The sequence below is a fragment of the Metabacillus flavus genome, from assembly GCF_018283675.1.
Taxonomy (GTDB): Bacteria; Bacillota; Bacilli; order Bacillales; family Bacillaceae; genus Metabacillus_B; species Metabacillus_B flavus.
This window is the reverse complement of record NZ_JAGVRK010000001.1, coordinates 974,591-997,303: the sequence shown is the minus strand read 5'-3', so window position 1 is coordinate 997,303 and position 22,713 is coordinate 974,591. Positions and strand designations below refer to the sequence as shown.

General features: G+C 44.3%; 24 protein-coding genes and 1 riboswitch. Of the genes, 6 read left to right on the top strand and 18 right to left on the bottom strand.

Going from position 1 to position 22,713, the window contains the following annotated elements; translation table 11 throughout:
- Window positions 1-77 precede the first annotated feature (77 nt).
- From J9317_RS05285 to J9317_RS20775, 6 genes are all read right to left on the bottom strand, one after another.
- A complete protein-coding gene (locus J9317_RS05285) occupies window positions 78-1,262 on the bottom strand; it encodes a type III PLP-dependent enzyme (RefSeq protein WP_211556804.1) in 1,185 nt (394 codons plus the stop codon).
- Window positions 1,262-2,482: an MFS transporter gene (locus J9317_RS05280; RefSeq protein WP_211556803.1), complete on the bottom strand. Its 1,221-nt coding sequence runs from the start codon at window positions 2,480-2,482 to the stop codon at window positions 1,262-1,264. The genes J9317_RS05285 and J9317_RS05280 overlap by 1 nt, the downstream gene beginning before the upstream one ends.
- Window positions 2,479-4,389, bottom strand: coding sequence for an IucA/IucC family protein (locus J9317_RS05275; protein ID WP_211556802.1), 1,911 nt, complete (start codon window positions 4,387-4,389; stop codon window positions 2,479-2,481). The genes J9317_RS05280 and J9317_RS05275 overlap by 4 nt, the downstream gene beginning before the upstream one ends.
- Window positions 4,370-6,205 (bottom strand): IucA/IucC family protein, encoded by a 1,836-nt coding sequence (locus tag J9317_RS05270; protein ID WP_211556801.1) that lies wholly within the window; start codon window positions 6,203-6,205, stop codon window positions 4,370-4,372. The genes J9317_RS05275 and J9317_RS05270 overlap by 20 nt, the downstream gene beginning before the upstream one ends.
- Window positions 6,206-6,366: 161 nt before the next feature.
- On the bottom strand, window positions 6,367-7,158 hold the full coding sequence (locus J9317_RS05265; RefSeq protein WP_211556800.1) for a GNAT family N-acetyltransferase: 792 nt from the start codon (window positions 7,156-7,158) through the stop codon (window positions 6,367-6,369).
- A 40-nt stretch (window positions 7,159-7,198) separates the two neighbouring features.
- Entirely contained in the window at window positions 7,199-7,333 is a 135-nt protein-coding gene (locus J9317_RS20775; protein ID WP_284143256.1) for a hypothetical protein, read from the bottom strand.
- Between the two features lie 127 nt (window positions 7,334-7,460).
- On the opposite strand from J9317_RS20775, the gene J9317_RS05260 reads away from it, so the two are divergent.
- Window positions 7,461-7,901, top strand: coding sequence for a ferritin-like domain-containing protein (locus J9317_RS05260; protein WP_211556799.1), 441 nt, complete (start codon window positions 7,461-7,463; stop codon window positions 7,899-7,901).
- Window positions 7,902-7,946: 45 nt separating this feature from the next.
- Here the strand turns inward: J9317_RS05260 and J9317_RS05255 are convergent, their stop codons facing one another.
- Window positions 7,947-8,426 carry a hypothetical protein gene (locus J9317_RS05255; RefSeq protein WP_211556798.1) on the bottom strand — a complete coding sequence of 160 codons (480 nt, stop codon included), beginning with the start codon at window positions 8,424-8,426 and terminating at the stop codon, window positions 7,947-7,949.
- 163 nt (window positions 8,427-8,589) lie between these two features.
- Between J9317_RS05255 and J9317_RS05250 the strand changes: the two genes are divergently transcribed.
- The gene (locus tag J9317_RS05250) at window positions 8,590-8,943 is read left to right on the top strand and encodes a hypothetical protein (protein ID WP_211556797.1); all 354 of its coding nucleotides are present in this window, start codon (window positions 8,590-8,592) and stop codon (window positions 8,941-8,943) included.
- Window positions 8,944-9,222: 279 nt separating this feature from the next.
- Here the strand turns inward: J9317_RS05250 and tenA are convergent, their stop codons facing one another.
- The 4 genes from tenA to J9317_RS05230 form a co-directional block, all read right to left on the bottom strand.
- Window positions 9,223-9,909: a thiaminase II gene (gene tenA / locus J9317_RS05245; protein ID WP_211556796.1), complete on the bottom strand. Its 687-nt coding sequence runs from the start codon at window positions 9,907-9,909 to the stop codon at window positions 9,223-9,225.
- A gap of 75 nt (window positions 9,910-9,984) precedes the next feature.
- A riboswitch (TPP riboswitch) is annotated at window positions 9,985-10,091 on the bottom strand.
- Between the two features lie 49 nt (window positions 10,092-10,140).
- The gene (locus J9317_RS05240; protein ID WP_211556795.1) at window positions 10,141-11,115 is read right to left on the bottom strand and encodes a DUF3231 family protein; all 975 of its coding nucleotides are present in this window, start codon (window positions 11,113-11,115) and stop codon (window positions 10,141-10,143) included.
- A gap of 264 nt (window positions 11,116-11,379) precedes the next feature.
- Window positions 11,380-12,567, bottom strand: coding sequence for a chromate efflux transporter (gene chrA / locus J9317_RS05235; protein ID WP_211556794.1), 1,188 nt, complete (start codon window positions 12,565-12,567; stop codon window positions 11,380-11,382).
- An 88-nt stretch (window positions 12,568-12,655) separates the two neighbouring features.
- Window positions 12,656-13,078 (bottom strand): Lrp/AsnC family transcriptional regulator, encoded by a 423-nt coding sequence (locus tag J9317_RS05230; protein ID WP_211556793.1) that lies wholly within the window; start codon window positions 13,076-13,078, stop codon window positions 12,656-12,658.
- 118 nt (window positions 13,079-13,196) lie between these two features.
- On the opposite strand from J9317_RS05230, the gene J9317_RS05225 reads away from it, so the two are divergent.
- The 3 genes from J9317_RS05225 (at window position 13,197) to J9317_RS05215 (ending at window position 14,976) form a co-directional block, all read left to right on the top strand.
- Window positions 13,197-13,955, top strand: a complete 759-nt coding sequence (locus J9317_RS05225) for an MBL fold metallo-hydrolase (RefSeq protein WP_211556792.1) — start codon at window positions 13,197-13,199, stop codon at window positions 13,953-13,955.
- A 120-nt stretch (window positions 13,956-14,075) separates the two neighbouring features.
- Window positions 14,076-14,528, top strand: coding sequence for a DinB family protein (locus J9317_RS05220; RefSeq protein WP_211556791.1), 453 nt, complete (start codon window positions 14,076-14,078; stop codon window positions 14,526-14,528).
- 34 nt (window positions 14,529-14,562) lie between these two features.
- Complete coding sequence (locus tag J9317_RS05215) at window positions 14,563-14,976, top strand: NUDIX hydrolase (RefSeq protein ID WP_211556790.1); 414 nt, start codon at window positions 14,563-14,565, stop codon at window positions 14,974-14,976.
- An 888-nt stretch (window positions 14,977-15,864) separates the two neighbouring features.
- On the opposite strand, the gene J9317_RS05210 is transcribed toward J9317_RS05215, so the two are convergent.
- The 5 genes from J9317_RS05210 to J9317_RS05190 all read right to left on the bottom strand — a co-directional run bounded on the left by J9317_RS05210 (window position 15,865) and on the right by J9317_RS05190 (window position 19,168).
- On the bottom strand, window positions 15,865-16,215 hold the full coding sequence (locus J9317_RS05210) for a fluoride efflux transporter FluC (RefSeq protein WP_211556789.1): 351 nt from the start codon (window positions 16,213-16,215) through the stop codon (window positions 15,865-15,867).
- Window positions 16,212-16,595 (bottom strand): fluoride efflux transporter FluC, encoded by a 384-nt coding sequence (locus J9317_RS05205; protein WP_211556788.1) that lies wholly within the window; start codon window positions 16,593-16,595, stop codon window positions 16,212-16,214. The genes J9317_RS05210 and J9317_RS05205 overlap by 4 nt, the downstream gene beginning before the upstream one ends.
- A 41-nt stretch (window positions 16,596-16,636) precedes the next feature.
- The gene (locus tag J9317_RS05200; RefSeq protein ID WP_211556787.1) at window positions 16,637-17,563 is read right to left on the bottom strand and encodes a nucleoside hydrolase; all 927 of its coding nucleotides are present in this window, start codon (window positions 17,561-17,563) and stop codon (window positions 16,637-16,639) included.
- A 299-nt stretch (window positions 17,564-17,862) separates the two neighbouring features.
- The gene (locus J9317_RS05195) at window positions 17,863-18,612 is read right to left on the bottom strand and encodes an anti-sigma factor (RefSeq protein ID WP_211556786.1); all 750 of its coding nucleotides are present in this window, start codon (window positions 18,610-18,612) and stop codon (window positions 17,863-17,865) included.
- Window positions 18,602-19,168: an RNA polymerase sigma factor gene (locus J9317_RS05190; RefSeq protein WP_211556785.1), complete on the bottom strand. Its 567-nt coding sequence runs from the start codon at window positions 19,166-19,168 to the stop codon at window positions 18,602-18,604. Before J9317_RS05190 ends, J9317_RS05195 begins: the two co-directional genes overlap by 11 nt.
- Window positions 19,169-19,520: 352 nt before the next feature.
- Here J9317_RS05190 and J9317_RS05185 point away from each other — a divergent pair, with 352 nt between their 5' ends.
- A complete protein-coding gene (locus J9317_RS05185; RefSeq protein ID WP_211556784.1) occupies window positions 19,521-20,981 on the top strand; it encodes a potassium/proton antiporter in 1,461 nt (486 codons plus the stop codon).
- 233 nt (window positions 20,982-21,214) lie between these two features.
- Here J9317_RS05185 and J9317_RS05180 read toward each other — a convergent pair whose 3' ends face one another.
- Together J9317_RS05180 and J9317_RS05175 are read right to left on the bottom strand one after the other, a co-directional pair.
- Window positions 21,215-21,775, bottom strand: coding sequence for a maltose acetyltransferase domain-containing protein (locus J9317_RS05180; RefSeq protein ID WP_211556783.1), 561 nt, complete (start codon window positions 21,773-21,775; stop codon window positions 21,215-21,217).
- Between the two features lie 12 nt (window positions 21,776-21,787).
- Entirely contained in the window at window positions 21,788-22,693 is a 906-nt protein-coding gene (locus tag J9317_RS05175; protein ID WP_211556782.1) for a cation diffusion facilitator family transporter, read from the bottom strand.
- Window positions 22,694-22,713: the final 20 nt, after the last annotated feature.

Below are 22,713 nucleotides of genomic sequence, written 5' to 3'. Positions count from 1 at the left end.
CGTTTGGAGGTCTTTGCAAGGAAGAAACATGGAACTACCAGGATTTTAAAAAAACGGCGGATTCCACGCCGTTTTTTTCATATATAAATCATCTGGGGCTTCCCATGACTTAAGAAATCATGATGGGAAATCGTCCAGGCATAAGCTCCTGCGTAACGGAAAAGAACGATGTCTCCTACCCGAATATGCTCGCAGAATTCGCCCCTTACTAATAAATCATTCGGCGTGCAAAGCTCTCCTGCAATCCAAACGTCCTTCTCACGAAGTGCAGGACGGCTGAGAGGATATTCCCAGTCATCAACCGCTATGACTTCAAATGGATGGCTCATTTTCCATGCTGCCGGCAGCCGGAGATGGTGGGACCCGCCTCTGATTGTTACATATGCCTGGCCATGGTTTACCTTTACATCCATCACTTCTGCGGCATAGTATCCGAAAGGGCCTGCCATATACCTGCCCAATTCAAATACCAGCTCCCAATGGGACGATGCAAGCGGCATGAGTTCATGTATGCCTTGCGAAAATGCTTCCCAATTAAAAGGCTCATCCTGTTTTTCATAATGAATTCCGATTCCGCCGCCAAAGTTTACATAGTTCAGGTCCAGATGATAATGCGCCTCCCACCCCTTCGCTTTCATCAAACACTGGCTCACAAAAGCCAGATGGGCGCTAGCATCCAGATTGTTGGAGACAGAATGAAAATGAAAGCCGGTAATTTCAACAAAGGGAAGCTGGTTTATTTTTTCCATGATTTCTGGAAGTCTTGTTTCGTCCATTCCAAACTGAGTGGGCTTGCCAGCCATAGTCAGCCGCGCTTTGCCAATTGCAGCCTGCAAATTAATTCTGAGAGCAATACGTACTTTTTTCCCTAGCATCTGGGCAATAAGATGAATCCGTTCAACCTCCCAAAGACTCTCTGCATGAATCATCCGAATTTCCCGGGTAATCGCAGCTTTCAGAAAATCATCCGTTTTCGCCGGTCCGCTTATTACCTTTTGATGGTCAGGAAATGCTGTAAGTTTGTCCAGCTCCCCGAGGGACGCAGCTTCAAATCCTTTAACATGGCGGTGAATCGCATGAATCAGCATCGGATCAGGATTTGCCTTCATCGCATAATAAAGACTTACCTGCTCAGGCAGTGATGAAGCCAGACTGAGTGCATGCTCCTCAAGCCCTTTTACATCATAAATATAGGCGCAGAAAGGGTGCCGCGCTGATTTCATTTTTAAAATTTCCGTTTTAATCTGTTCAGCTGATGACATCATAATCCTCCAACTTCGTTATGCATCTTTTCAAGCGGACGGCTGAAAATCACACCAATGACAATCGTCAGGGCACAGCACGACAATCCCATGAGAATGCCGCTCCAGTAGACATTCCACTCAGCAAGAAGAGTAAACATCATGGTACCAAGCGAAATAAATCCTCTGTCCATAAGCGCAATGCTTAAAATTTTTCCGCGGTAATGGGACGGTACGTAATGCTGAAGGGATATTCGATTCAGCGTCCGGTATACTTGTCCAAAAAGCCCCATCATAAAGACGATTGTAAATAAAAGGTAAGTGCTTTCCGCTGCCATGATCATGCCAATGATAAATAATCCGAACAGAACCGAAGAGCCAATCATCGTCCAGTGACTCGCCCGTATCCAGCCTGCAGATAAAATCCACGTCCCGATAATGGCGCCGAATGATGACAGCGAAAGCAGCAGGCCGAATCCTTCGGGTCCAATATCCATAAGAGAATCGGCAAAAATCGGAAGCATTGAAGAATACGGGAAGCCGAAGGTCATCGGGATGACCGACAGCAGGAGCAAGCCTTGAATACATGTATCTTTTTTCACATATGTAATGGCATCTTTTAAGCTGGAGTTTTTAGGCTTGTCCTTCTTAACTGGCACTGCACTCCCTGGCGGAACAAAAAGCATGACCGTCCACGAAATGAGAAGCAGCCCAAGAATAAGAGTAAACAAAGGCTCAGGAGCCATGGATCCAAGCAAAACCCCGGCAGCCGCAGGTCCGATTAATCTCGCCAGATGAATCATGGAGCTGTAATGGGCAACAGCGCTCGTGAGCTGTTCTTTTTGCGTTAAATCGGCCACATATGCATTTCGAATGGGGGCTTCAATGGATTGAATGGCTGAACGGATAAACACAATAGATAGAATTAAGGGCATTGGCCCTCCCCATTCTGAAATAAGCCAGACAGTGGATCCGAACATGAGCAGCTGGCTGATCAGCAGCAGCAATTTTTTTGGAAAACGATCGGCAAGGATGCCTCCAGTCAGGCTAAAAAGGAAAATCGGAATAAGCCGGCATACGTTAACAAGACCCAAGTATAGAGGGGAATGCGTCATTTGCAAAACTGCCCAATTTAAAACGGTGAAATCCGCCCACTCCCACAATCTGCTTGCAAAGCCTGATGCGTAAAAAAGCCGGTATCCTTTTGAACGGAACGCAGAGGCCGCAGGGAATGTTTTCACTGTATTCCACACGCCTCTGCAAGTGGATTCGGTGCTTCCACATAAACATAGCCTTCATGATCAGGAAACAGCCTCATGGAAGAAAGCGCCTTGTGTTTAACAATTGGGCTAAAAAGAAACGCCCGGTCTTCCTCCGCATTGATCCCGCCAATGAATTCAAAGGTTCGGTCTGCTTCCTCGCCAAGCCATTTCCATGCAAGTGCTTCGCCTGAACCAGTGAAGCTTGAGAGGATGCGTATAACCTCTCCGAAATGGCTTTGAAACACCGTATAATGCATCTTGCTGCGCATTTCTTCCATTGATTCTGTAATGGTTACAGAGCCCGGAAGCAGCTCCAGGCGGAGACTCTGCTTGATTAGACGCTCCTTATATATTCTCGCCCCTCCCCAGTCTCTGAACAGATATTTCACTGGTTTTCCGCCGATGAAGGACACAATCGAATTCTGCATATGCCCCTCCAGCCCGATTCCGTATCGAGTCATAAGTGTTAAGGTTCCTGGAAGAACAATGGAAAAATAAGTCTTCAAAAACGGTTCAAAAGCCTCTTTGGGGTTCATCTCTTCGCTGCGGCAGTATTCTTCATAGATTTCCTCAAGAACCAGCTTTTCCGAAAATGGAGACGGACTGTTATACGATGAGGCAACTACAGGAATTTCATTGGCGTTTACAAATTGATCCAAACCGCTTCTAAGCATGGCTGTCATGTTCCGGCTTTTTAATGGATTCTCATCTTGCAAGGCCACACCATACGTTTCCGGAATGGGAATAAAGGTATCCTTCAAGTGCTCTTCTCTCTCTAAAATTTCATCAAATAACGAAGAGACTGCAGGACCGTTGCAAGCTGTTTGAGCTGACACAGAGCGCTTTGTTGATGTCATCTGCGAGTGAACTGGAAGCTTTATAAACAAATCACTGCCTTTTGGAATGACGGTCCTAAAGGAGGTCGTTGGATATGCCTCCCATTTCAGATCAAGCTCCTGAATAATTCCGGAATCCATCTCCTTTTTGAACAGCTCAGGAAGCATATAATTCATTTGCCATGGATGGACCGGTATCATTAGCCAATCATCCAGCTTCAACCCTCTCATGCGGCACTCTTTTTCTGCCGTTTCTTCCAACCCGGGCAGCATGGAAAACAAAAACTTATTCGGTTCTCTATTTGACTGCACCTTCCATATAAACGCTTCTTTTTTACCAAGGACAAACCGGATGTTAACCTTGCCTCCCAGTTCAGGGGAATAGTCAAATACATCCTTTGCCTGCATGCCCATTTTCGTCTTCGTTCCCGGGTGAAGGTGATGGCCCTCAATGCAAAGCTGTTCAAAAAACAAAGCTGGCTTCGATAATTTTTCAGCATAGCTGTACAAATTTTCCTGTCTGGGGAGCTTGCTTTTCATTTCCTCAAACACAGCATAAGTCAGGGCCAGATTTGCACTTCCATTCATAAGCTCCTCGGCATAGGTTTCCCAGCTTCCTCCAAACTCCCAAAAACGGGGATGCCGGTTTTGAAGCAGCTCAAGCAGCTCGGAACAGGATTTAATCTTAAACAGTCCATCCTTTAAGAGAAACAGGTCGCTAACCATAATCCGGTTGAAGGCATGCCTTCCAGAACAGGCTGCAATCAGGCTTGCCCGATCATTCAGCTGGATGGATAGAAACGTGGAAGGCTTTCCAGAGGAATTCCGGCCAGTGACCTTCTGTTCCCACTCCACTGCTTCGCTTCTCATGTTCAAGACGTCCTCCCGCAAAAGAGATTCCATCCATTTATGCAAAATCGCTTCCTCTGCCCTAGGCAGCTGTTCCAAATAGACTTTCTTCAAATGAGGAAGCTGCTTCTCCAAATATTTCAGCGTCTCCAGTGCAAATGGATTTTCGCCCTGTTTTGAATCAGTTCGGTAATTCAGCACGTTTGCTTCCTCCTTCTTTCACGGCCGCAAAGGGGTTGGAGACCTTCGTGTACGTATTATCAATCGTATGCTCAAGCCTCATACCCACTAGACTTTTAAGAGACAATTCTCTTTCCATTAACGCCTTTCTGTCAGACGCCGCATCGGAATCATCACAGAGGGAATTCCAAACGAGATCCATCTCTTCAGATGCAATCTTCCAGAGCTTTTCTTCATCTAAATTCAGCTCCTTAACAAGCGTTATAATCAGCTCGCCAAGATGATTCTGGATGATCGCATGTGAAACGGTGTCCTGCAGGGCTTCGGCATTTTGTGCTTCCACATGGGTTTCCATTTGAAAGACAAATTCAAGCCCTGTTTTTTGAAGCCGCTCATTAAAAAGCTTAATCCCGCCATAGTCTCTTACAATTAATTTGACCGGCACCCCATGCTTCAATACCGGGATGCTGTTTTGCAAGTGGGCTTCCAAAGCAATGCCGTAACGGGTCATCACTGGAAGAACGGATTGAAAGAGCAGCCTAGAATAATCCCTGATCCAGTTCTTTGCGGCTTCCTCAAGACTTCCTGAGTTTTTGCTCTTTTTGTATAAACGGACTATTTCAGTAAGAAGAGATCCATTTCCGAATGGTGAATCAGAGAGGAAAGCTACGCCCGGGATGGCTAGTTCTCCATTCGCGGAATCCGTATAGACCTCAGGATTTTCCCTAATCATCGCAGCCAGGTTTTTTTCCCGTTCATCTGAGGAACCTTGATCCTTGAAATGAATGCCGCCCTCTTCTTTAACTAAAATCAGAGTTTCAGGAAAATCAGGACGATTTGCTAACTCCTGAAACAGCTGTGTAAATTTAGGTCCATGGCTCGCTGAAGCTGGCGATACGGTTCGAACGGCACTTGTTGCCTGAACTCTGATTGCTGTTTTCAGGTGATACGGATTCCTCCGTCCCTGTGCTGCCGGTAAAAGGGTGCGCAATGAAGCAAGGGCAAATGCCGGCTCCTTTATCCCCTCAATCAGCACAACAAGACGGTCTTGAAGTTCCCCGCAATAAAGCTCAGGTATAACATGTTCAGCCTGCCATGGATGAAGCGGAAGCAATTCATAGTCCTCAGGATTTAGAAACTGGCTATTCAGTTCGTTTCTGAACGCTTCCTCAAGAGCGGCATTCTGCCGGAACAAAAGGGTTTTAATTTCGCTTCCATTCAAAACACTGGCTGCGGTCCTGCTTTTATGAACCGCTGCGTAAACAACCTCAGGCATACCGCCGCATTCAGGAGAGTAAACAGCGGACTCTTTTAAACTCATCCCCATTTTTGTTTTTGTACATGGATGCAGAGTATGACCATGAACGGCAAGCTGTTCAAAAAATGCCAGCGGACTAAAAGTCTCATTTTCAACTGCAAGCTGATGAATCCAGCTGATTGGGTTATCATGTTGCTCCCGATACGGTAGCCAGGTTTTCTGTCTTTTGGAAAATTCCTTTAAACTGATCTGGTAATTTTCTGCACTATTCTGCAGTTCCCTGCTAAAGACTGCCGCTTCCTCAGATTCCGGAAACAGACGATAAGACTGCAGCAGATGAATCAGCTGTTCAGAATTTCCAATACGGGCTGTACCCGAAGGCTGAATATAGGAAACGTCGGAAATTTCAATCCGGTTCAGATAAAACTTTCTTTTTACTTCTACTTGGATATATGAATTCTTAGAAAGTTCAACTCTAATAGCGTTCTTTTCTTCAATATAAGGTAAAAGCTTTTCCCTAAGCAGACATTGCATAAGTCTGTCGAGAATGCCCTTCTGTGCACTATGTAAGTCATTCATACGCAATGGCCCTCTCTCTTTCGATAATGAGAATCAATCTCATTAATAATAATGAAAATGATTGTCTTAATCAATCGTTCGATAGTCGGATTCCTTCTTACTATATGAGGATAAAGGCACCGGCATTAAAAAAACTGCCTGATGAAAAGGCAGCCCGTTCGTTATGAAAAACTATACATCGACCACATCCCAATATCCTTAAATCCAATCCGTTTATAAATTTTGCCGGCATCCAGGTTATCGTAAAACAAGCAGAGCTCGCGTCCCTCACTCAGTACGTCACCGCATAGCTCAAGCATGCACTGAGTGGCATAGCCTTTCCGCTTATGGTCATTTAGTGTACATACACCGACCACCATTGCTGAAAGAGTGTTTTCAGCTGCGGTAGAAGCAGCGCTGACCATGCTGCCCTCCTTTTCCACATAATACGTTCTCGAAACACCCTTCTCCATGTTACGGCGCTTGCTTTCCACACTCTCTCCCGCTGATGTAAATTCTTCAATCTCTTTATGCAGGTTCAGAATCCGTTCCGCATCCTCAATCCTTGCCTTTTTCACGGTTACTGCTGGGCGGTCACTAAACGCCTTCTCCAGCTTGACGCATTTTGCATAATGCAGCACACGTTTCTCAGCGCTCCGTTCAAGGAACGGCTCCAGTTTTACCGTTACTTCCTCAAGACCTGAAAGAATTCCCCATTCCGGGTCCGCCTTCATAATTCCGGCAAATCCGCTTGCATCAAAATCTCCATGGGAAAAAGGAATATAATTCGCTTCATATTTTAATAGAATCCCCTTAAGCTCGCCATCCTCATTAAAATCGCCCCACACCTTCTGAAAAGGCTCATTGTACCCGAATGCTTCGATGTCCCCTATAATAAACAAGTTTTCAGCAGGCTTCCCGGAAACGTAGGAATAGCATTGTTCATGGTCTTTTTCTGTTAGTTGTCTAATCATAATGCAGCCCCCTTACAGTCTTCTCTTGCATCTTAGCATCTTAGTGAATAATTTCTTTTTGTCTCGGTCTGCGTTCTATGTACTCATTGAAAAGGTATGTACTCCTGTAGCCATCTGAACAAACACGAATGATTCCTTGAATGTGTTCAAGACTTGCTTTAACAACGGTTATCATTGCTTCTCAACACATCCCCTGATGATATTAGAATTTATTATAAAGAATGTTCCGAACCTTTTCACTACTAAATTGAAATTTCTGTCATATATTTTATCAAGCTTACTTTTTAAGGGGGATCAAGTACATGCAGTATCCATATTACGAGGAATACCAGCGCCAAATGAACCAGAATGCATTGCTTGCCAAAGAAATTGCAAAAGCAATTGATGGGGAATACAGCGCGATTAATTGCTATGAAGTTCTAGCAAAGCAAGCACCAACTCAGGAACAGCGGGAAAAAATTCTTGAAATTCAGAAGGATGAAAGGAGGCATTATGAGGAGTTTTCGCAGATTTATCTGTCGCTGACAGGACGCCAGCACAAACCGAAGCAAATTGAAGAATGTCCCTCAACCTATGAGAAAGGGCTTAATGCCGCTTTCAAGGATGAACAGGAAACTGTTGATTTCTATCTGGACATATCAGATAAAGCCACTAATGCGTACATAAAGCGCATTTTCAAAAGAGCGGCGGCGGATGAGCAAAACCATGCTGTATGGTTCTTATACTACTTAACAAAAATTTAATTTACCGCCTGATGGCGGTTTTTTTCGTACCGGGCAATTTTTCTATTAATCAATATGATCGCATTTGCGTCCATGACGGAGAACTTCATAAATCGCCATTCCATCACTTGGATGATCCTCTGAATATCGGACAGGGAGAAGAGCGAAAATGACATAGTAGCTTGAAAAATAAGCAAACTGATAGAAAAACAAATGCGGCTCTAATACATTCTGCACAATAAGCAGATTAACCAGCAAGATGGACAGAAGATTAAAAAGCGCCCCCCCTCCATATACCATGGCATGCGTGGCCCGATTATCATACCTAAGGCCTTCATACTGGCAAAAAGAATCCAAAAAATAAAGACGTTTTACCGTCAGGTTTTTAAACGTAAAAAGCGGTTTCCCTCTTCCAATTGTGAATGTCCCTTTTCCGCCAAAGGCAAGCGCCATAACGGTATGGCCTAATTGATGAACAAATGATGCGATCGGCAAAACAATGCAAAGTGACCAAAGCAGTGTCACAACGTCCCGAAGCTCGAACATTAAAAAGCGCCTCCCTATTCATTGATGAAATGTCTGATGTCCGTACTGCCTGTTTTCCCGAAATATCCTTCATCAAACCCAATGATTATTCATGTCATTATTGAAACTTTTCATGTATGATAGGGGAGAACCATCCTATTCCAAAACAAGGAGGAAATGACTCATGCGCTTCGACGAACAGCCAGTTACAGTAGATGAAAATGTAAACGTTTTTGCGGCAATACCTGAGGACGGCACCGTTATTGGAACAGCCACACAGGAAGAGCTTCAGTTGGCCCAGGAATTGGAGTGCAGGCACCTCGCCCACATGCGTCTAATGGATTCAAACATCCAGATTCAGGGAGCTTCCTATAAGGAGCTGCTGCAGGAATACCTGGAATTTGAAACGAAATCCGCTGAGTTTTGGAAAACTATTTATAAAAGACTGGACGTTCCATGGGAATGGATCCTCCGGATTGATTTAGCCCACGGTTATATTTACGTGATTAACCCATTTGATGATGAAGTAGTTGATTAATTGATTGAGAAAAGGCCGGCCTCCTGTTGGAAGCCGGTTTTTTTTGCGGAGAGACTCTTAGCTCTTCTTTTAATCTTTCGTGGCAGGATAACAGAAACTTGGCTTTTTATCGGGTGCTCATGGCACACGGACACTCCGCTTTTTTATCGGACGTTCATGGCCTGATATCGCACACTCGGCTTTTTATCAGACACATGCGAGGGGATATCGCTCGCTCGCGCATGGATATCGGACACTCCGCTCTTTTTATCAGACACTCCCTTATCGGCGTCTCCACTCTTACTGCCCCTCAACAGCTGCCGCATCCGGCCATTGTTCCATCGTATAGGCCATTTCCCAAAATGCCAGTTCGTATTTGCAGCTGAGCGTAAAATGCCGGACCATTTTCTGGCGTTCTTTTTCAGATGCCTCCAGGGCCAGCTGATCCAGACGCTCAAGCTGTTCAAATACTAGTTCTTTGAACCATTCGCCTCCATAGGCCGCGATCCATTCCTGATAGATCGGTTCTTGAGGCTTGCACTCTTTCAATCTCTCGCCAATTTCATAGTAAATCCAATAGCATGGCAGGATACAGGCAATGATTTCGCCGAGGCTTCCATTGATGGCAGATCGGTACATATGGGATGTGTAGGCATATGCAGTTGGTGATGGTTCAAATGCCCGTTTTTCTTCTTCTGTAATGCCGAGCAGTGCTGAGAATTTCTCATGAAGTGATAATTCTGCTTCATAGGTTCCCTGAGCATGGAAGGCCATTCGCGCTGTTACATGAAGATCGTCCGCCTTTCCCCCTGCGAGCGCCTGAACTTTGGCAAAGTGGGATAAGTAATACGCATCCTGCATGACATAGTAACGAAAGTTTTCCAGCGGCAGTGTTCCATCGCCGATTCCTTTAACAAACGGGTGGTTGAAGTTTGCCTCCCAAATTGAATCGGCTGCTTTTCTTAACTGTTCTGTAAAAGATGACATCTCCGAATTCCCCCTGCTTTCTTTATGTAAAAATAAAAAACCGCTCTTAACGGATAAGAGCGGGAAAGATTATAAAAAAACAATCTTCCACTTCCCTCCGCTGGTTCAAACCAGATCAGGTTCCAAGGGTCCCGAAGATATTTCGGTCTCAGCCTATTCGTTAGGCTCCCCTAGTGGTGTGCGGTATTTTATTTTCCAGATTCATCATAACATCTACAGAAAAAAGTACAACTAATCCTTCACAATGGCTTCCGGCACTTCCTCCATCCATTGGTGCTCAATCATGATTTTCGCGCCTTCTTTGGCAAAGGAGAAAATATCTCTTGCGGCCAATGCCATTTTCAGCGGAAGGTCCGGACGGAGACTGAAGGTTGTACCAAGCGCATTGCTTGTTAATCCAAAGCTGCAAAGAAGGTTAACTAGATACATGATGAGCTTATCAGAATACGGACTCATTTTGGATTGAGTGATAACTGCACCTGGCAGCGCCGGAACAGAGATGCCGCTCTCCTGCAATACCTTTGCATATGATTGATACAAATCAATGGACAGCTCCTGCCCCTTTTGAAGGTATTTTCTTACATCGGAGTGCTGCACTCCTTTAGACAGCCCATTCATCAGCTGTGCACCGAAGTTATTATTTTCAATAATATGGTAGATAATGGACACTTCAGATGCGTTGAGGTGTCTTTTTCTAAAATGAAATCCAGACAGGTACTTTTCATCTACTACGTATTTTGGGTGATCCGGCATTTGAATAACTGGGGGAATCGTTCCGTTCCCTACTTGGAGCAAACAATTTGTACACATGCCAAACACTTTATTTGAGTGGGCGGAAGTCCTTGAAAAGAAGTCGTGTACATCATTTCTATAGGCCATTGTCAAATGTATGGCATTAAGAGCAATACCAAGCTTCATCAGCATCCGCAGAAACCGGATATAATAATATTGGTCGAACAGCCGATCCGCATTCCGGTTTACATCAGTCTCATCAAATCCTTCAGGAATACAAGCCCCCTCTTTTTGAAGCAGCTGAGTAATTTCTTTTACAAATTTCGTCTCTTCCTGATGTGCATACCGTAAGATGGACTGAATATCTTTTTGGGTGGTAACTTGAAGAGCATGCTCCATGATCCGGAGCACCATCGTCTTTTTCTGATAAGTGGACCATAAATTTGCATATTCGGATGAAGACATTGGTTTCATGCTGATTCCTCTTTTCAAAATAAATAGATACAGTTATTTTTCCAAAAAAAGAAGATAATATGAGGAAGTAAAAAAAGATGACCAGTAAAGGCCATCTGCACATTTATTTTTTTCGATTTTTTAAAGTTTTGGTTACCAGATTGATTGCTTTTTTTGTCTGTTCAGGATTCCTTCTCGCATAATCCACAACTTTTTTTAGGATGGACTGTTTACTATTCATAAGAAATCACCTTCCTTTGCCGGTTAGTATATCATATTGTTTTTTTAAAGCACTCCAATTTGCTTCATCAATGTGCCGCCGATTATGGTAAGTGCCACGACTAGCCATGGCGGCAGCTTCCAATAAACGAGAAAAGCAAAGGAGACAAGGGCCAGAGCAAAAGAGGCAGCTGAATCAACGGCACTTGTAAAAACAGGATCATACAAGGCGGCAAGCAGAATGCCAACCACCGCAGCATTTACTCCCATGAGGGCTGCCTGCACTCCCTTTTTTCCGCGGATGCTGCTCCAAAAAGGAAGAACTCCGATGACGAGCAAAAATGAAGGCAGAAACATAGCAGCGGTCGCGATTAAGGCTCCGGGAACATCAGAGATGATCGCACCGATATAACCAGCAAGTGTAAAAAGCGGGCCAGGAACTGCCTGTGCGGCCCCGTATCCGGCAAGAAACACATCCTGTGTCATCCAGCCTGCAGGAACTACCTCTTTTTCAAGCATCGGCAGGACGACATGACCGCCGCCGAATACGAGGGAACCGACACGGTAAAATACGTCAAATAAAGCGATATAGGTCCCTGGGAATGTCTGCCGGATAATGGGCAGGAGCACAAGCAGCAAAACAAACAATAAGAGTGAAGCTGCAGCTGTTTTTTTACCGATTGAAAGGACAAGCTTAGGCACGGCAGGAACTTCTTCTCTTTTATATAGCATATAACCCGCAGCAGCCGATCCTGCAATAATTGCAATCTGCCCCCATGCTGATGGAACGAAAAGGGCACCGATTGCAGCCAGAACAGCGATTGCGATCCGCGGTCTGTCCGGTGCAAGTGATTTCCCCATTCCCATCACAGCCTGCGCTACTACTGCTACCGCTGTAATTTTCAGTCCCATCAGCCAGCCTGCGTCATGAACATCCGTCCCCTTGAACAAGTATGCGCATAAGATCAGGATAAGGATAGAGGGCATGGTAAAACCGAACCATGATAGAAAACTCCCAACGAGGCCTCCCCGCAGCAGCCCGATGGAAAGGCCGACCTGACTGCTCGCAGGTCCCGGGAGAAACTGGCACAGCGCTACGATATCTGCATAAGACTGGTCATCCAGCCATTTTTTCTTTTTGACATACTCCTCCCGGAAATACCCTAAATGGGCAACTGGACCGCCAAAGGAGGTCCATCCGAGCTTAGAGGACACGAATAAAATCTCAAGCCAGGTTTTAATACGCGAATTCATCTAAAAGTCCTCCGTTATTATAATCAACCTTTATAGTAGCATGGACATGCTGGGAGAGGATAATGGACTATCAAATGTAACGAAAAATTTACACAATTTGTGTCTCATTAATGACGATGGACAGCTTGTAATTCACGTGGCTGGTTAACCCCGTTAAGAAGGCATCCAGTTCCTCATTGCCCGGAAACCGGCATTCGAGCAAATAACACCCGTCTCCGCTAATCTTAAAATTTTTAAGCACATACTCCTTCTGAGTAGAAAGGTAATTTAAATAAGGCTGGTGATTGAAGCTGTTTGTATATATGTTTAGGAAAGCGTGAATCGAGTATCCTGCTTTCTTTTCATTGAGGTGGATTGTATAGCCTTCAATAACCCCCTCCTCCTCAAGCTTGATTACTCTTGAAGAAGCAGCCTGCCCCGTTAAATGAACCTTCTCTCCTAATTCCTTCATAGTGATACGGCCATTTTTCATGAGCTCGCTTATAATCCTTTGATCGGTTTGATCAAGCAATTCTTCCACCTCTTTCACAATTCAAGTATATCTGCTTAAACTCTTGATTATATCTATGTATGTCATATCCCTTCTTATATTATCCTATAGGAGAATCATACAAAAGGAGGAACTTGAGATGGAGATTCGTCTAATCCGCAATGCTACATTAGTTGTAAATTACGCAGGAAAAACCTTTCTAATTGACCCGTTTTTTGCTGATAAAGGAGCCATGCCTCCGTTTCCCAACACCCCTAATCAGGATAAACGGAATCCAATGGTCAGCCTGCCCGTACCAATCAAAGAAATTATTGAAGCGGATGCGGTAATCGTTACTCATCTGCATCCCGATCACTATGATGACGCAGCCATCAAAGATTTGCCAAAGGAAATCAGTATTTACGCTCAAAACGAAAATGATGCAGCAGCCATTCGCCAAGATGGTTTTGTTCATGCACAATCTCTTGGGGAGACCATTACCGTTGGAGACATTAAAATTACAAAAACGGGCGGCCAGCATGGGAGAGGCGAAATTACAAAGATGACTGGCCAGGTTTCAGGAGTGGTTTTCAGCCATCCAGATGAAAAAACATTGTATATCGCCGGGGATACTATCTGGTGTGAAGATGTAAAAGAAGCCCTTCAAAAGCATAATCCTGAAGTAATCGTTGTGAACGGAGGAGCTGCACAATTCCTTGAAGGCGGCACTATTACGATGGATAAAGAAGATATTGAGCAGCTCCATCATGCCGCTTCTGAATCCATTATCGTTGTGTCGCATATGGAAACATTGAATCACTGTCTGCTGACAAGGAGGGATTTGAGAGAATTTCTTTCTGCTAAGGATTGGTCCGGCAAGGCTTTGGTCCCGGAAGATGGAGAAACGATAAAGTTTTAATTGGAAGTGCGGGCCAGCCCTGCACTTTTTTTGATTCTCCAGAGGTTTTTTTGTAAAACTGCAGGGATCCAGCCGTTGAACCACGAAGGAAGGTTAAAATGCAATTTAGGAGGAAGATAAATGCCATCCATTCTTCTCAGTCAGTTTAAGACGATAAGAAACTGGAGTATCGGAGTGGCAGAAGAGCTTTCAGAGGAAATTGCAGCAACTCAGCCAAATGGATTCAACAATACGATTAAATGGCATTTACGTCATATCATTACAGAGGCGGAGTACTTTATGCTTGAACTTCCCCAGCACTCTGTTCAGCTCCCAAGCGTACTTTTTTCTCCAGGTACAAAACCAGTGGATTGGGATGGAGAATTACCGTCTTTATCAGAGCTTGTCTCAACACTTAAAGCCCGGCTAGCCCGTATTAATAAAAACTCTCCTGAAGGATTAAATCAGCCTTTAAAAGAACCGGTTCATGAATTCATCACAGCTGTTGATGCCGCAGCTTTTTCCGTCTTGCACGAATCGCTTCATCTCAGACAAATCATGGCAATGAAGCAGATCATAGCCTCTGCCAAGTAGACGTTTACGATAAACCGAAAAGAGGGATTTTCATATGAAACGGGTAGATGTAGTCTATTCTTTAATCTGTGACGAAAGAAACGAGAGAATACTAATGGTGAAAAACAGCAAACGGGATGATTGGTCAATGCCTGGCGGCGGCGTGGAAAAAGGAGAAACACTCACTCTTGCAGCTCAGCGGGAAGCCTTTGAAGAAACAGGGCTTACCGTCCAAATAGGTAACTTGCTTTCCGTGAACGAGTCTTTCCTCGAAAATATGGATGCTCACGCTCTCTTCTTTACGTTTAAAGCAGAAATCAGGAGCGGGGAAATCGCTATTCAAGATACCGCCACCATTGATGAAATCGCCTGGATGGACTGGGAGACAGCCAATCGCTTGATGCCTTATCATCCCAAAGGAATAAAGGGGCTGCTGAAATCATCCATTCCTTATGTACTGGAAAAGTAAGAGGAGCGGGGCCATACTTGCGGGCCCGCTCCTTTTGTATATTCAGCATTATTTTCGTGAGTCAGCAATTATCTTCAATTAGTCAGCAATTAACCTCTATTAGTCAGCAATTACCCTAAATAGTCACCACTCCCGCCGTTTCGCAGCAGGGAAACTATACAAAAAGCACCTGAATAACTGCTCCGGTGCCATCATTCTGTAATTAGCGATCCTTTACCTTCAGCAATCTCAATCCGTTCAGCGTAACCAGAAGCGTCGCACCCATATCTGCAAGGCTCTGTTAAACTTGGCTGTTGATTTCCGTTGCAGGCGCTCGCTTTCCGCGGGGCGGGCGGTGAGCCTCCTCAACGCTTTGGGCCTGCGGGGTCTCACCTGTCCCGCTGCTCCCGCAGTCTCGCGCCTTCCACTCCAATCAACAGGTGTTAAAAATCAACATTAGCCTTTAACAGAGCCATCTGCAAAAATAGCAATCCATAAGGTAAGCCAGCCCGGAACCACCAGAACGTGTGCGGCGAGTTTTCTGGTTGCCATTGGAAACGCAGCAAGAAACGGTGTGCTGATTAAACTGGGGACGTTCTTGTTGTTAGACCAGGCCAAAAAATGCTACAGCATCCCATCACCTTCGCCATCTGACAACCGCTCCCGGATTCTTTTTCTGAAGAGCGCCCTTAATCCTTGAGCCCTTTTCTTCCGTTGCGCAAACGTCCGCACATACATCCTTCATCTCTTCCATATCGGGATCCCCTCATTCAAACGTTTATTTGAATATAAGTATAAAACTTGCCATCATTATAGTCAAATAGTCGTTTGAATGTTCTTCAATTTTTGCTGGTGGACTGACTCATATTTTTACTGGGAGAAACAAAAAAAGACAGTCTCCACTGTCCTCTACATACTATTTCCAATCCAAAACCCTGCAAACGCAAGCAGCAGACCGCCTATGTATGTCATGCCTCCATAAATCAAAAATTCTTTATACTTCCTCTCCATGACTTGCTTTGCCAATTCAAGGTTTAATGTTGAAAACGTAGTAAACGCTCCAAGAAATCCTGTTGCAGCAAAGAGAAAAAAAGGTCCGGCAAGCCCGCTTCCTGCTATCATGCCAAGGATAAAGGCACCTAACAAATTAACGATCAGGGTGCCATAAGGAAGTGAGGTCCTATTCCATTTCCGGCTCAAAGCGTAACGTGAAATCGCTCCAAGGAATCCGCCTCCAGCTATGGATAAAAAACCGATCATTCCCGCACCCTCCTTTCTAAGAAGGCACTGCCTGCAATAATACCTGTGATCGAAAAAAGGAAACCCAAGACCGCACTCGCTCCAATATAGAGCAATGCCATCTGCACATCCCCCTTGTCCATAAGCTGCACGGCTTCAATGCTGAACGCGGAAAACGTTGTATAGGAACCAATCAGACCTGTCCCAATGGGTGCTGCCAGCTTTTTAGGGAACCTGTCCATTTTAAATACAGCAGCGGTCAAAAAACTTAATAGAAAGCATCCGGTTATATTGGCGAAAAACGTTCCAGCGGGAAATCCTGCTGCACTTCCCGCAAGACCCGTTGCATATCTGAGAAGGGCGCCTGCAGCGCCAGCAAGTCCGATGGCAAAATAATTCATAATTCCTCCAGCCTATCTTTCGTTCTTTCTTATATTATATCTTAAACCGTCATCGTTTTAATAAAATCTGAAATGAAGTGCCGGTAATCAAACAGCAATCCTATATGTCTTTGGCTCCCATCGTTTTTGCTTGAATTCCTGAAATCAGCTGCACTCGTACCCCTTCCGTCGTCACAGGTTAAAACGGTTACCTTTCGTTCTTTTGTGATAATAAAAGAGTGATTCAACAGTTGATACAACGGCAGTACATCGTGAACAGGAGCCCCTCTCATACCCGGATTCATTTTGCGGTAGTAAGCAGCATAATATTCAGTAATCGGCGGGATGAGCTCCTTAAAGACGGAATGGGCCGAATTATAAATATAAGAAGCAACTTCCCTTGTCACAATGGCATGGTTTGTTATATTCAGCGGTGAAATGAACACTTCTTTTGCATATTTAAGGACAACGTTCGCTGCAATCGGGTCTCCATGGAAATTAGCTTCTGCAAGCGGGGTCACATTTCCAGGGACATAAAATGCTCCGCCCATTATATAGATCCTGTTCACTTTCATCATGAGATTCTTATTTAAATTAAAGGCGGCAGCGAGAGAAGTGCTGCGTCCTACATCGATGATCACCACGTCATCCAAATGATCTTCAATCACTTTGTACAAATGCATGAATCCCTGATAATTACCTTGGATCGAAGCTGGAGGGCGGATGGGGCCAAGTCCATCAGGTCCATGAATTTCAGGATAGTAGGTCGTATTTTCCCCAGAAAGAGGAAATTCTGCACCAGAGATAACTGGAATATCAGAACGCCCTGCAAGACCTGCCAAATAGGCCGCATTTAATGTGGCCTGCTCCTTCGATACATTTCCGTAGCTGGTTACAATTCCAAGAAGTTCAATTTGCGGGTGCTGCAAGGCATAGATGATCGCAAGTGAATCATCAATCCCAGGGTCACAAAAAAGAAGTACCTTCATCCAATCACCTCTATAAATTACGTATGGAGGCAGCTGGTGAATTAGACCAGCAAAATTGTCAAACGTACTTTACGAACCATTTTTTATGTGGCCATAAAAACGTTGGGTAAATAGTAAACGTGTTTATTTCCACTGAACGAGAAAAGCGCATGCCCCTTGAAATATACGAGGTTTTGCTGGGCCCGGGATAAGGATATATTGTGCTGGACGAAAATAGACCAAGTTATGCATATCCACCGTGAGCATATTATCTAAGCAGTAAAAAAACAGAAGGGACTTACACCTTCTGTTTTAAAAAATTATATTTTTCCTGCTAATACGACTTTGCCTTTAGGAGCAGACAAATTCGGCTCATTTTCCACTGTAATCGCTACAGTATCCCAGTCCAAATCTTCGTCTGTCACTTTGTAAACCAGTGCGCCATTTCCTTTCTCATCCGGTGTAAAATATCCGGCGGGAACAGGCTTTTCCCCTTGTATCAGCCATACCTGATATAATTCTCCATCCTTAATTTCCGGAAGTCCGTCTGCCTGCAGAACCATGAATTGATCGTCCTTTTCCTTGAGGAAAGAGGCGTTCGCACTCGAGGTCTCATTTCCTTCAACAGAGGCAAGTGCCACTTTTCTTTCCAGCACTTCGCTTTGTACAAGCTGTCCATCTTTGTCATCAGACATCTGAATGACATTAGCGGCGAGTGAGAGAACGAGCCCCGCTGCCAGGCCTCCTACTATTAAAGTCTGGCTCCGCTTTGATTTTTTTATTTCAGGTTCGTTTAGTGATTTTTTATTTTTAAATGCTTCTAATTCAGGAGGTGCTTCGACCGGATGGCTTTCTTCATACGCTGCTTCCAAAATCCGGTTTCTAAGTCCTGGCGATGGCTCTGCTGGATCTGAGAGGTAAGGAAGGTCCTCGGTCAAAGTACGAATTTCTGCAAGCTCTTCGCGACATTCGCTGCATTCCTGCAGATGCCGTTCAAATTCAGCTGATTCTTCGTTCGTCATCGTTCCGTTAAAATAATCAATTAAATGATGGCACTGTTCAGGCTTCATAATCAGACCTCCCTCCCTTCTCCAATGTCTCTCTAAGATGCTTTAGTGCGAGCCTTATTCTTCCTTTAACAGTTCCAAGAGGAACTCCGCATTTTTCGGAAATCTTTTGCTGGCTGAAGCCTTTGAAATAAAAGAGGTCAATCACCTTTTGCTGCTCCGTGTTAAGCTTGGATACTGCGCTTTGGATCATTTCTCTGTCTTCTTTCCATTCAACTGCCTTGTCGACAGGTTTTTCATCGCTGATTAAGGAATCTTTATCCATCAACTCAACATGCTCGTGCTTTGCATACTTTCTTATCATGTCTATCGCCTTATTTCGTGTAATGGTAAGGAGCCATGAGGAGAACTTTCCTTTGGAAGAGTCGAAGGCATGTGTTCCATTCCAGAGCTTAACGAATACATCCTGCATGACCTCTTCTGCCAAGCCGCGATCTTTCGTGATTTTAAAAGCAAAGGAAAATAACAGTTTTTCATAGCGGTCATACAGCGTTTCAAAAGCTTGCTTGTCTTTGGCAGCAAGCCTTTCATAGAGTACGGCATCATTGTTTTCGACCATAGTTATCTCCTTTATTTTAGGGGCTAAGAAAAAAATATCATATTTTGTACCTAAAGTGGAATTGTAATGGTCTATAAAGGTAACGGGATAAATCAAAATATAGATCATTTTTCACAGAAATTTTCTTGGGTGTTTTCCAATTTGAGCAGATAAAGGGAGTTCCATTCAAAGTATGTGTATAATTATTCTTATACTTTCTTCCGGAAAACCTTCAAATGACTGATTCCCCAAAGTACCGTAATGTTAATTTTCAGCCTTTAGGCTTTGTTTAATCATCAGGTTCTGTGTGCCTGTTTTAGAAAAAGGGGATATAAAACAACTTAGATAAAAGAGAGAAAGGTGATCGATTGGTTTGAATTTTTCTATCGACAGCATCATATTCGTTGTAGCCTTATTACTAATTATCGGTGTCCTCACCGCTAAATTTTCAAATCGCCTTGGACTGCCTGCGCTGGTCTTTTTCGTTGCTGTCGGAATGGGCCTCGGAAGCTATGTATATTTTGACAACGCGAAAATAACGCAGCTATTTGGTATTTTAGCATTAATCATCATTATCTTCGAAGGCGGAATTCAGACCCGCTGGAAGGATTTAAGAAACGTTTTGGTTCCCGTCGGATCACTTGCCACTATAGGGGTGCTCGTAACAACGGTTGCAGCCGGGCTTTTCGCGAAATTTATTCTTGATTTATCATGGCTTGAAGGACTTCTATTTGGTGCCATTGTTGGATCAACGGACGCTGCAGCAGTGTTTTCTGTACTGGGCAGCAAAAATATACGTAAAAAACTTACTTCAACATTAGAAGCGGAATCAGGTTCCAACGATCCTATGGCCCTGTTCCTGACGGTGACGCTTGTTGAACTAATACAGCACCCGGATGCAAATTTTTTTATGCTCGTCCTGACTTTTTTCTGGGAAATGGGATTTGGATTAATTATGGGGCTTGTGATTGGTAAATGCGCTGTCTGGCTGATTAACAAAATTGATTTTGACTCATCAGGGCTTTATCCTGTTTTGACGCTCGGACTCGCAATCTTCTCATATGGGATCACGACCATGCTGCATGCGAGCGGATTGCTTGCTGTTTATGTAACGGCTATTATTATCGGCAACTCCCCTCTTACCTATCGGCATACCATCATCCGCTTCAATGAAGGCTTCGCCTGGATGATGCAAATTCTCATGTTTATCATGCTTGGATTGCTTGTATTCCCGGAACATCTAATTGCGATTACATGGCAAGGTCTTCTGCTCGCATTCCTGCTTATGCTTGTTGCAAGGCCGCTCGGAGTTTTCACCAGTATGATGTTTAGCAAGTTTTCTTTTAAAGAGAAGATTTTCATTTCATGGGCCGGCTTAAGAGGAGCCGTTCCAATCGTGCTTGCTACTTATCCGCTCATGGCCAACCTTGAAAATGATACGCTCATATTTAACGTCGTTTTCTTTGTTGTCCTGCTTTCTGCCTTGCTGCAGGGAGCAACGATTTCCCCTCTAGCCAACAAGTTGAAGCTTGCGGAGGGAGAAACAAAAGTAAAAAGCCATACTCTTGAGCTTGTTTCCATCGGTAAAACGAATAATGAACTCATCGAATTGGAAATTCCTTCAGAAACTCCTTATGCAGGAATAGAGCTTAAAAACATAGATCTCCCCACAGATACTCTGATTACCGGAGTTATTCGCGGGGAAAGACTCATTACCCCGCGGGGTGATACCATTCTGCAGGGAAAAGATACACTGTACATTCTTGTTTCGAAGAAAAACCGTGATACGATACAGCAGCTATTTGAGGAAAAGGACACCGCTCCTTTAGATTAACCGTAAAGCCGCAGGGATGATGGACATCCCTGCGGTTTTTAATTACCGGACAAATAAGGGCATGAACGGCTAAATTAAGTAGCGGAACGGCCAAATAGCGGGCGCCATCGTACAGATTAAATGCAACGGACAAATTCCCACGATCAGCAGAACATCTGAATAGCGTGCACAATCAGACTATTAGAAAAGAGCCCAAAACAGCTAAAAAACAAGAACCGGCAGGGGTTCTTGTCTTATATTTCTATTACCTTCAATACTCTCGCAGGGTTCCCCCCGACGACACAGTTGGCAGGTACATCCTTTACAACGACCGCACCTCCGGCAATGACGGCATTGTCCCCGATTGTTATGCCCGGGTTGATGACCGCAGCACCTCCAATCCACACGTTATTCCCGATTGTGATTGGTTTTCCGTATTCTTTGCCGCTGTTTCGTTCGGCAGGATGAAGCGGGTGGGTTGCGGTATAAATATGTACACCAGGTCCAATCATGCAGTTATCGCCAAACCGGATTTCGCATACATCAAGGAACACACAATCAAAATTAGCAAAAAATGATTCTCCAGCATGGATGTTATACCCATAGTCACACCGGAAAGATGGTTCCAGCCATATTTCTTTACCGACCGAGCCGAAGAGTTCTTTTATAATGCGGACTCTTTCCTCTCCCTCCTGCTCCGTCGTTTCATTCAGAAGTCTCGTCAGTTTCCTTGCGTTCACCCGCTCTTCAAACAGCTGGGCGTCATTCGGCATGTACATTTCCCCTGCCATCATCTTTTCTTTTTCTGTTTTCATTTATGCTGCCTCCTAATTGCAATGCTCGTGTTCTGAATGGTCTTCTCCATCCTCATCAATCTGAATGGTCGTATGGTGCAGGCCAAACTCATCGTGAAGAATCTGATTGGCAGCCTTGATTACAGTTCGTCCATCGAATTCTTTTTGAATGGCGATGTGGCAGCTTAATGCGGGAAAATCAGACGTTATAACCCAAACGTGAAGATCATGTATACCGCATACGCCATCAATCTGCTCCAGCTTCTGTTTCACCTTTTCAACCGGAATATTCGCGGGAACTCCCTCCATTAATACATGGAATGAATCCTTAGTAACCCTAAAGCCGCTAACAGCAATTAAAACAGCTACAAGCAAACTCGCAATCGGATCCGCAATTCCCCAATTGAAAAACATGATAAGGAGAGCAGCAATAATGGCTCCTACAGATCCGAGTAAATCCCCAAGCACGTGGAGAAATGCACTCCTCACGTTCAGATTCTCTTCTTTATCTCCCATCATTAATATAAAGGCCGCTGCTATATTTACAAGAAGACCAATAGAGGAGATCAGAAGCATTCCTGACCCTGCTATTTCCGGAGGTGAAGAAAATCGCTTCACTGCTTCCCAGACAATCAAAATAGCTATCACAATTAAGGCAAGGCCATTAATAAATGCAGCTAAAATTTCAAAACGCTTGTAGCCATATGTTTTAGACTGATCGGCTTTTTTCTGGCCAAATTGGACGGCTAATAAAGATAATCCCAGTGCAGCCGCATCGCTCAGCATATGGCCGGCATCAGAAAGAAGAGCTAAACTGTTCGTCAATATGCCTCCGATCACTTCCACAAACATGAAAAGGGAGATAAGCAAAAAAGCCCACAGCAATGCTTTTTTATTATTTGAACCATGGTGATGGTGATGATCGTGATTATGTCCCATTCTCTTCCCTGCCTCACATT

Excerpts from the sequence above, each read along its gene's own strand:
- J9317_RS05205 (WP_211556788.1), bottom strand. The coding sequence starts at position 16,595 with ATGAATTATTTTGCCATCGGACTTGCTGGCGCTGCAGGCGCCCTTCTC.
- J9317_RS05200 (WP_211556787.1), bottom strand. The coding sequence starts at position 17,563 with ATGAAGGTACTTCTTTTTTGTGACCCTGGGATTGATGATTCACTTGCG.
- J9317_RS05240 (WP_211556795.1), bottom strand. The coding sequence starts at position 11,115 with ATGAAACCAATGTCTTCATCCGAATATGCAAATTTATGGTCCACTTAT.
- chrA (WP_211556794.1), bottom strand. The coding sequence starts at position 12,567 with ATGAATTCGCGTATTAAAACCTGGCTTGAGATTTTATTCGTGTCCTCT.
- J9317_RS05270 (WP_211556801.1), bottom strand. The coding sequence starts at position 6,205 with ATGAATGACTTACATAGTGCACAGAAGGGCATTCTCGACAGACTTATG.
- J9317_RS05180 (WP_211556783.1), bottom strand. The coding sequence starts at position 21,775 with ATGAAAACAGAAAAAGAAAAGATGATGGCAGGGGAAATGTACATGCCG.
- J9317_RS05285 (WP_211556804.1), bottom strand. The coding sequence starts at position 1,262 with ATGTCATCAGCTGAACAGATTAAAACGGAAATTTTAAAAATGAAATCA.
- J9317_RS05190 (WP_211556785.1), bottom strand. The coding sequence starts at position 19,168 with ATGGTCGAAAACAATGATGCCGTACTCTATGAAAGGCTTGCTGCCAAA.
- J9317_RS05215 (WP_211556790.1), top strand. The coding sequence starts at position 14,563 with ATGAAACGGGTAGATGTAGTCTATTCTTTAATCTGTGACGAAAGAAAC.
- J9317_RS20775 (WP_284143256.1), bottom strand. The coding sequence starts at position 7,333 with ATGATAACCGTTGTTAAAGCAAGTCTTGAACACATTCAAGGAATCATT.
- J9317_RS05195 (WP_211556786.1), bottom strand. The coding sequence starts at position 18,612 with ATGAAGCCTGAACAGTGCCATCATTTAATTGATTATTTTAACGGAACG.
- J9317_RS05260 (WP_211556799.1), top strand. The coding sequence starts at position 7,461 with ATGCAGTATCCATATTACGAGGAATACCAGCGCCAAATGAACCAGAAT.
- J9317_RS05175 (WP_211556782.1), bottom strand. The coding sequence starts at position 22,693 with ATGGGACATAATCACGATCATCACCATCACCATGGTTCAAATAATAAA.
- J9317_RS05225 (WP_211556792.1), top strand. The coding sequence starts at position 13,197 with ATGGAGATTCGTCTAATCCGCAATGCTACATTAGTTGTAAATTACGCA.
- J9317_RS05210 (WP_211556789.1), bottom strand. The coding sequence starts at position 16,215 with ATGATCGGTTTTTTATCCATAGCTGGAGGCGGATTCCTTGGAGCGATT.
- J9317_RS05220 (WP_211556791.1), top strand. The coding sequence starts at position 14,076 with ATGCCATCCATTCTTCTCAGTCAGTTTAAGACGATAAGAAACTGGAGT.
- J9317_RS05250 (WP_211556797.1), top strand. The coding sequence starts at position 8,590 with ATGCGCTTCGACGAACAGCCAGTTACAGTAGATGAAAATGTAAACGTT.
- J9317_RS05265 (WP_211556800.1), bottom strand. The coding sequence starts at position 7,158 with ATGATTAGACAACTAACAGAAAAAGACCATGAACAATGCTATTCCTAC.
- tenA (WP_211556796.1), bottom strand. The coding sequence starts at position 9,909 with ATGTCATCTTTTACAGAACAGTTAAGAAAAGCAGCCGATTCAATTTGG.
- J9317_RS05255 (WP_211556798.1), bottom strand. The coding sequence starts at position 8,426 with ATGTTCGAGCTTCGGGACGTTGTGACACTGCTTTGGTCACTTTGCATT.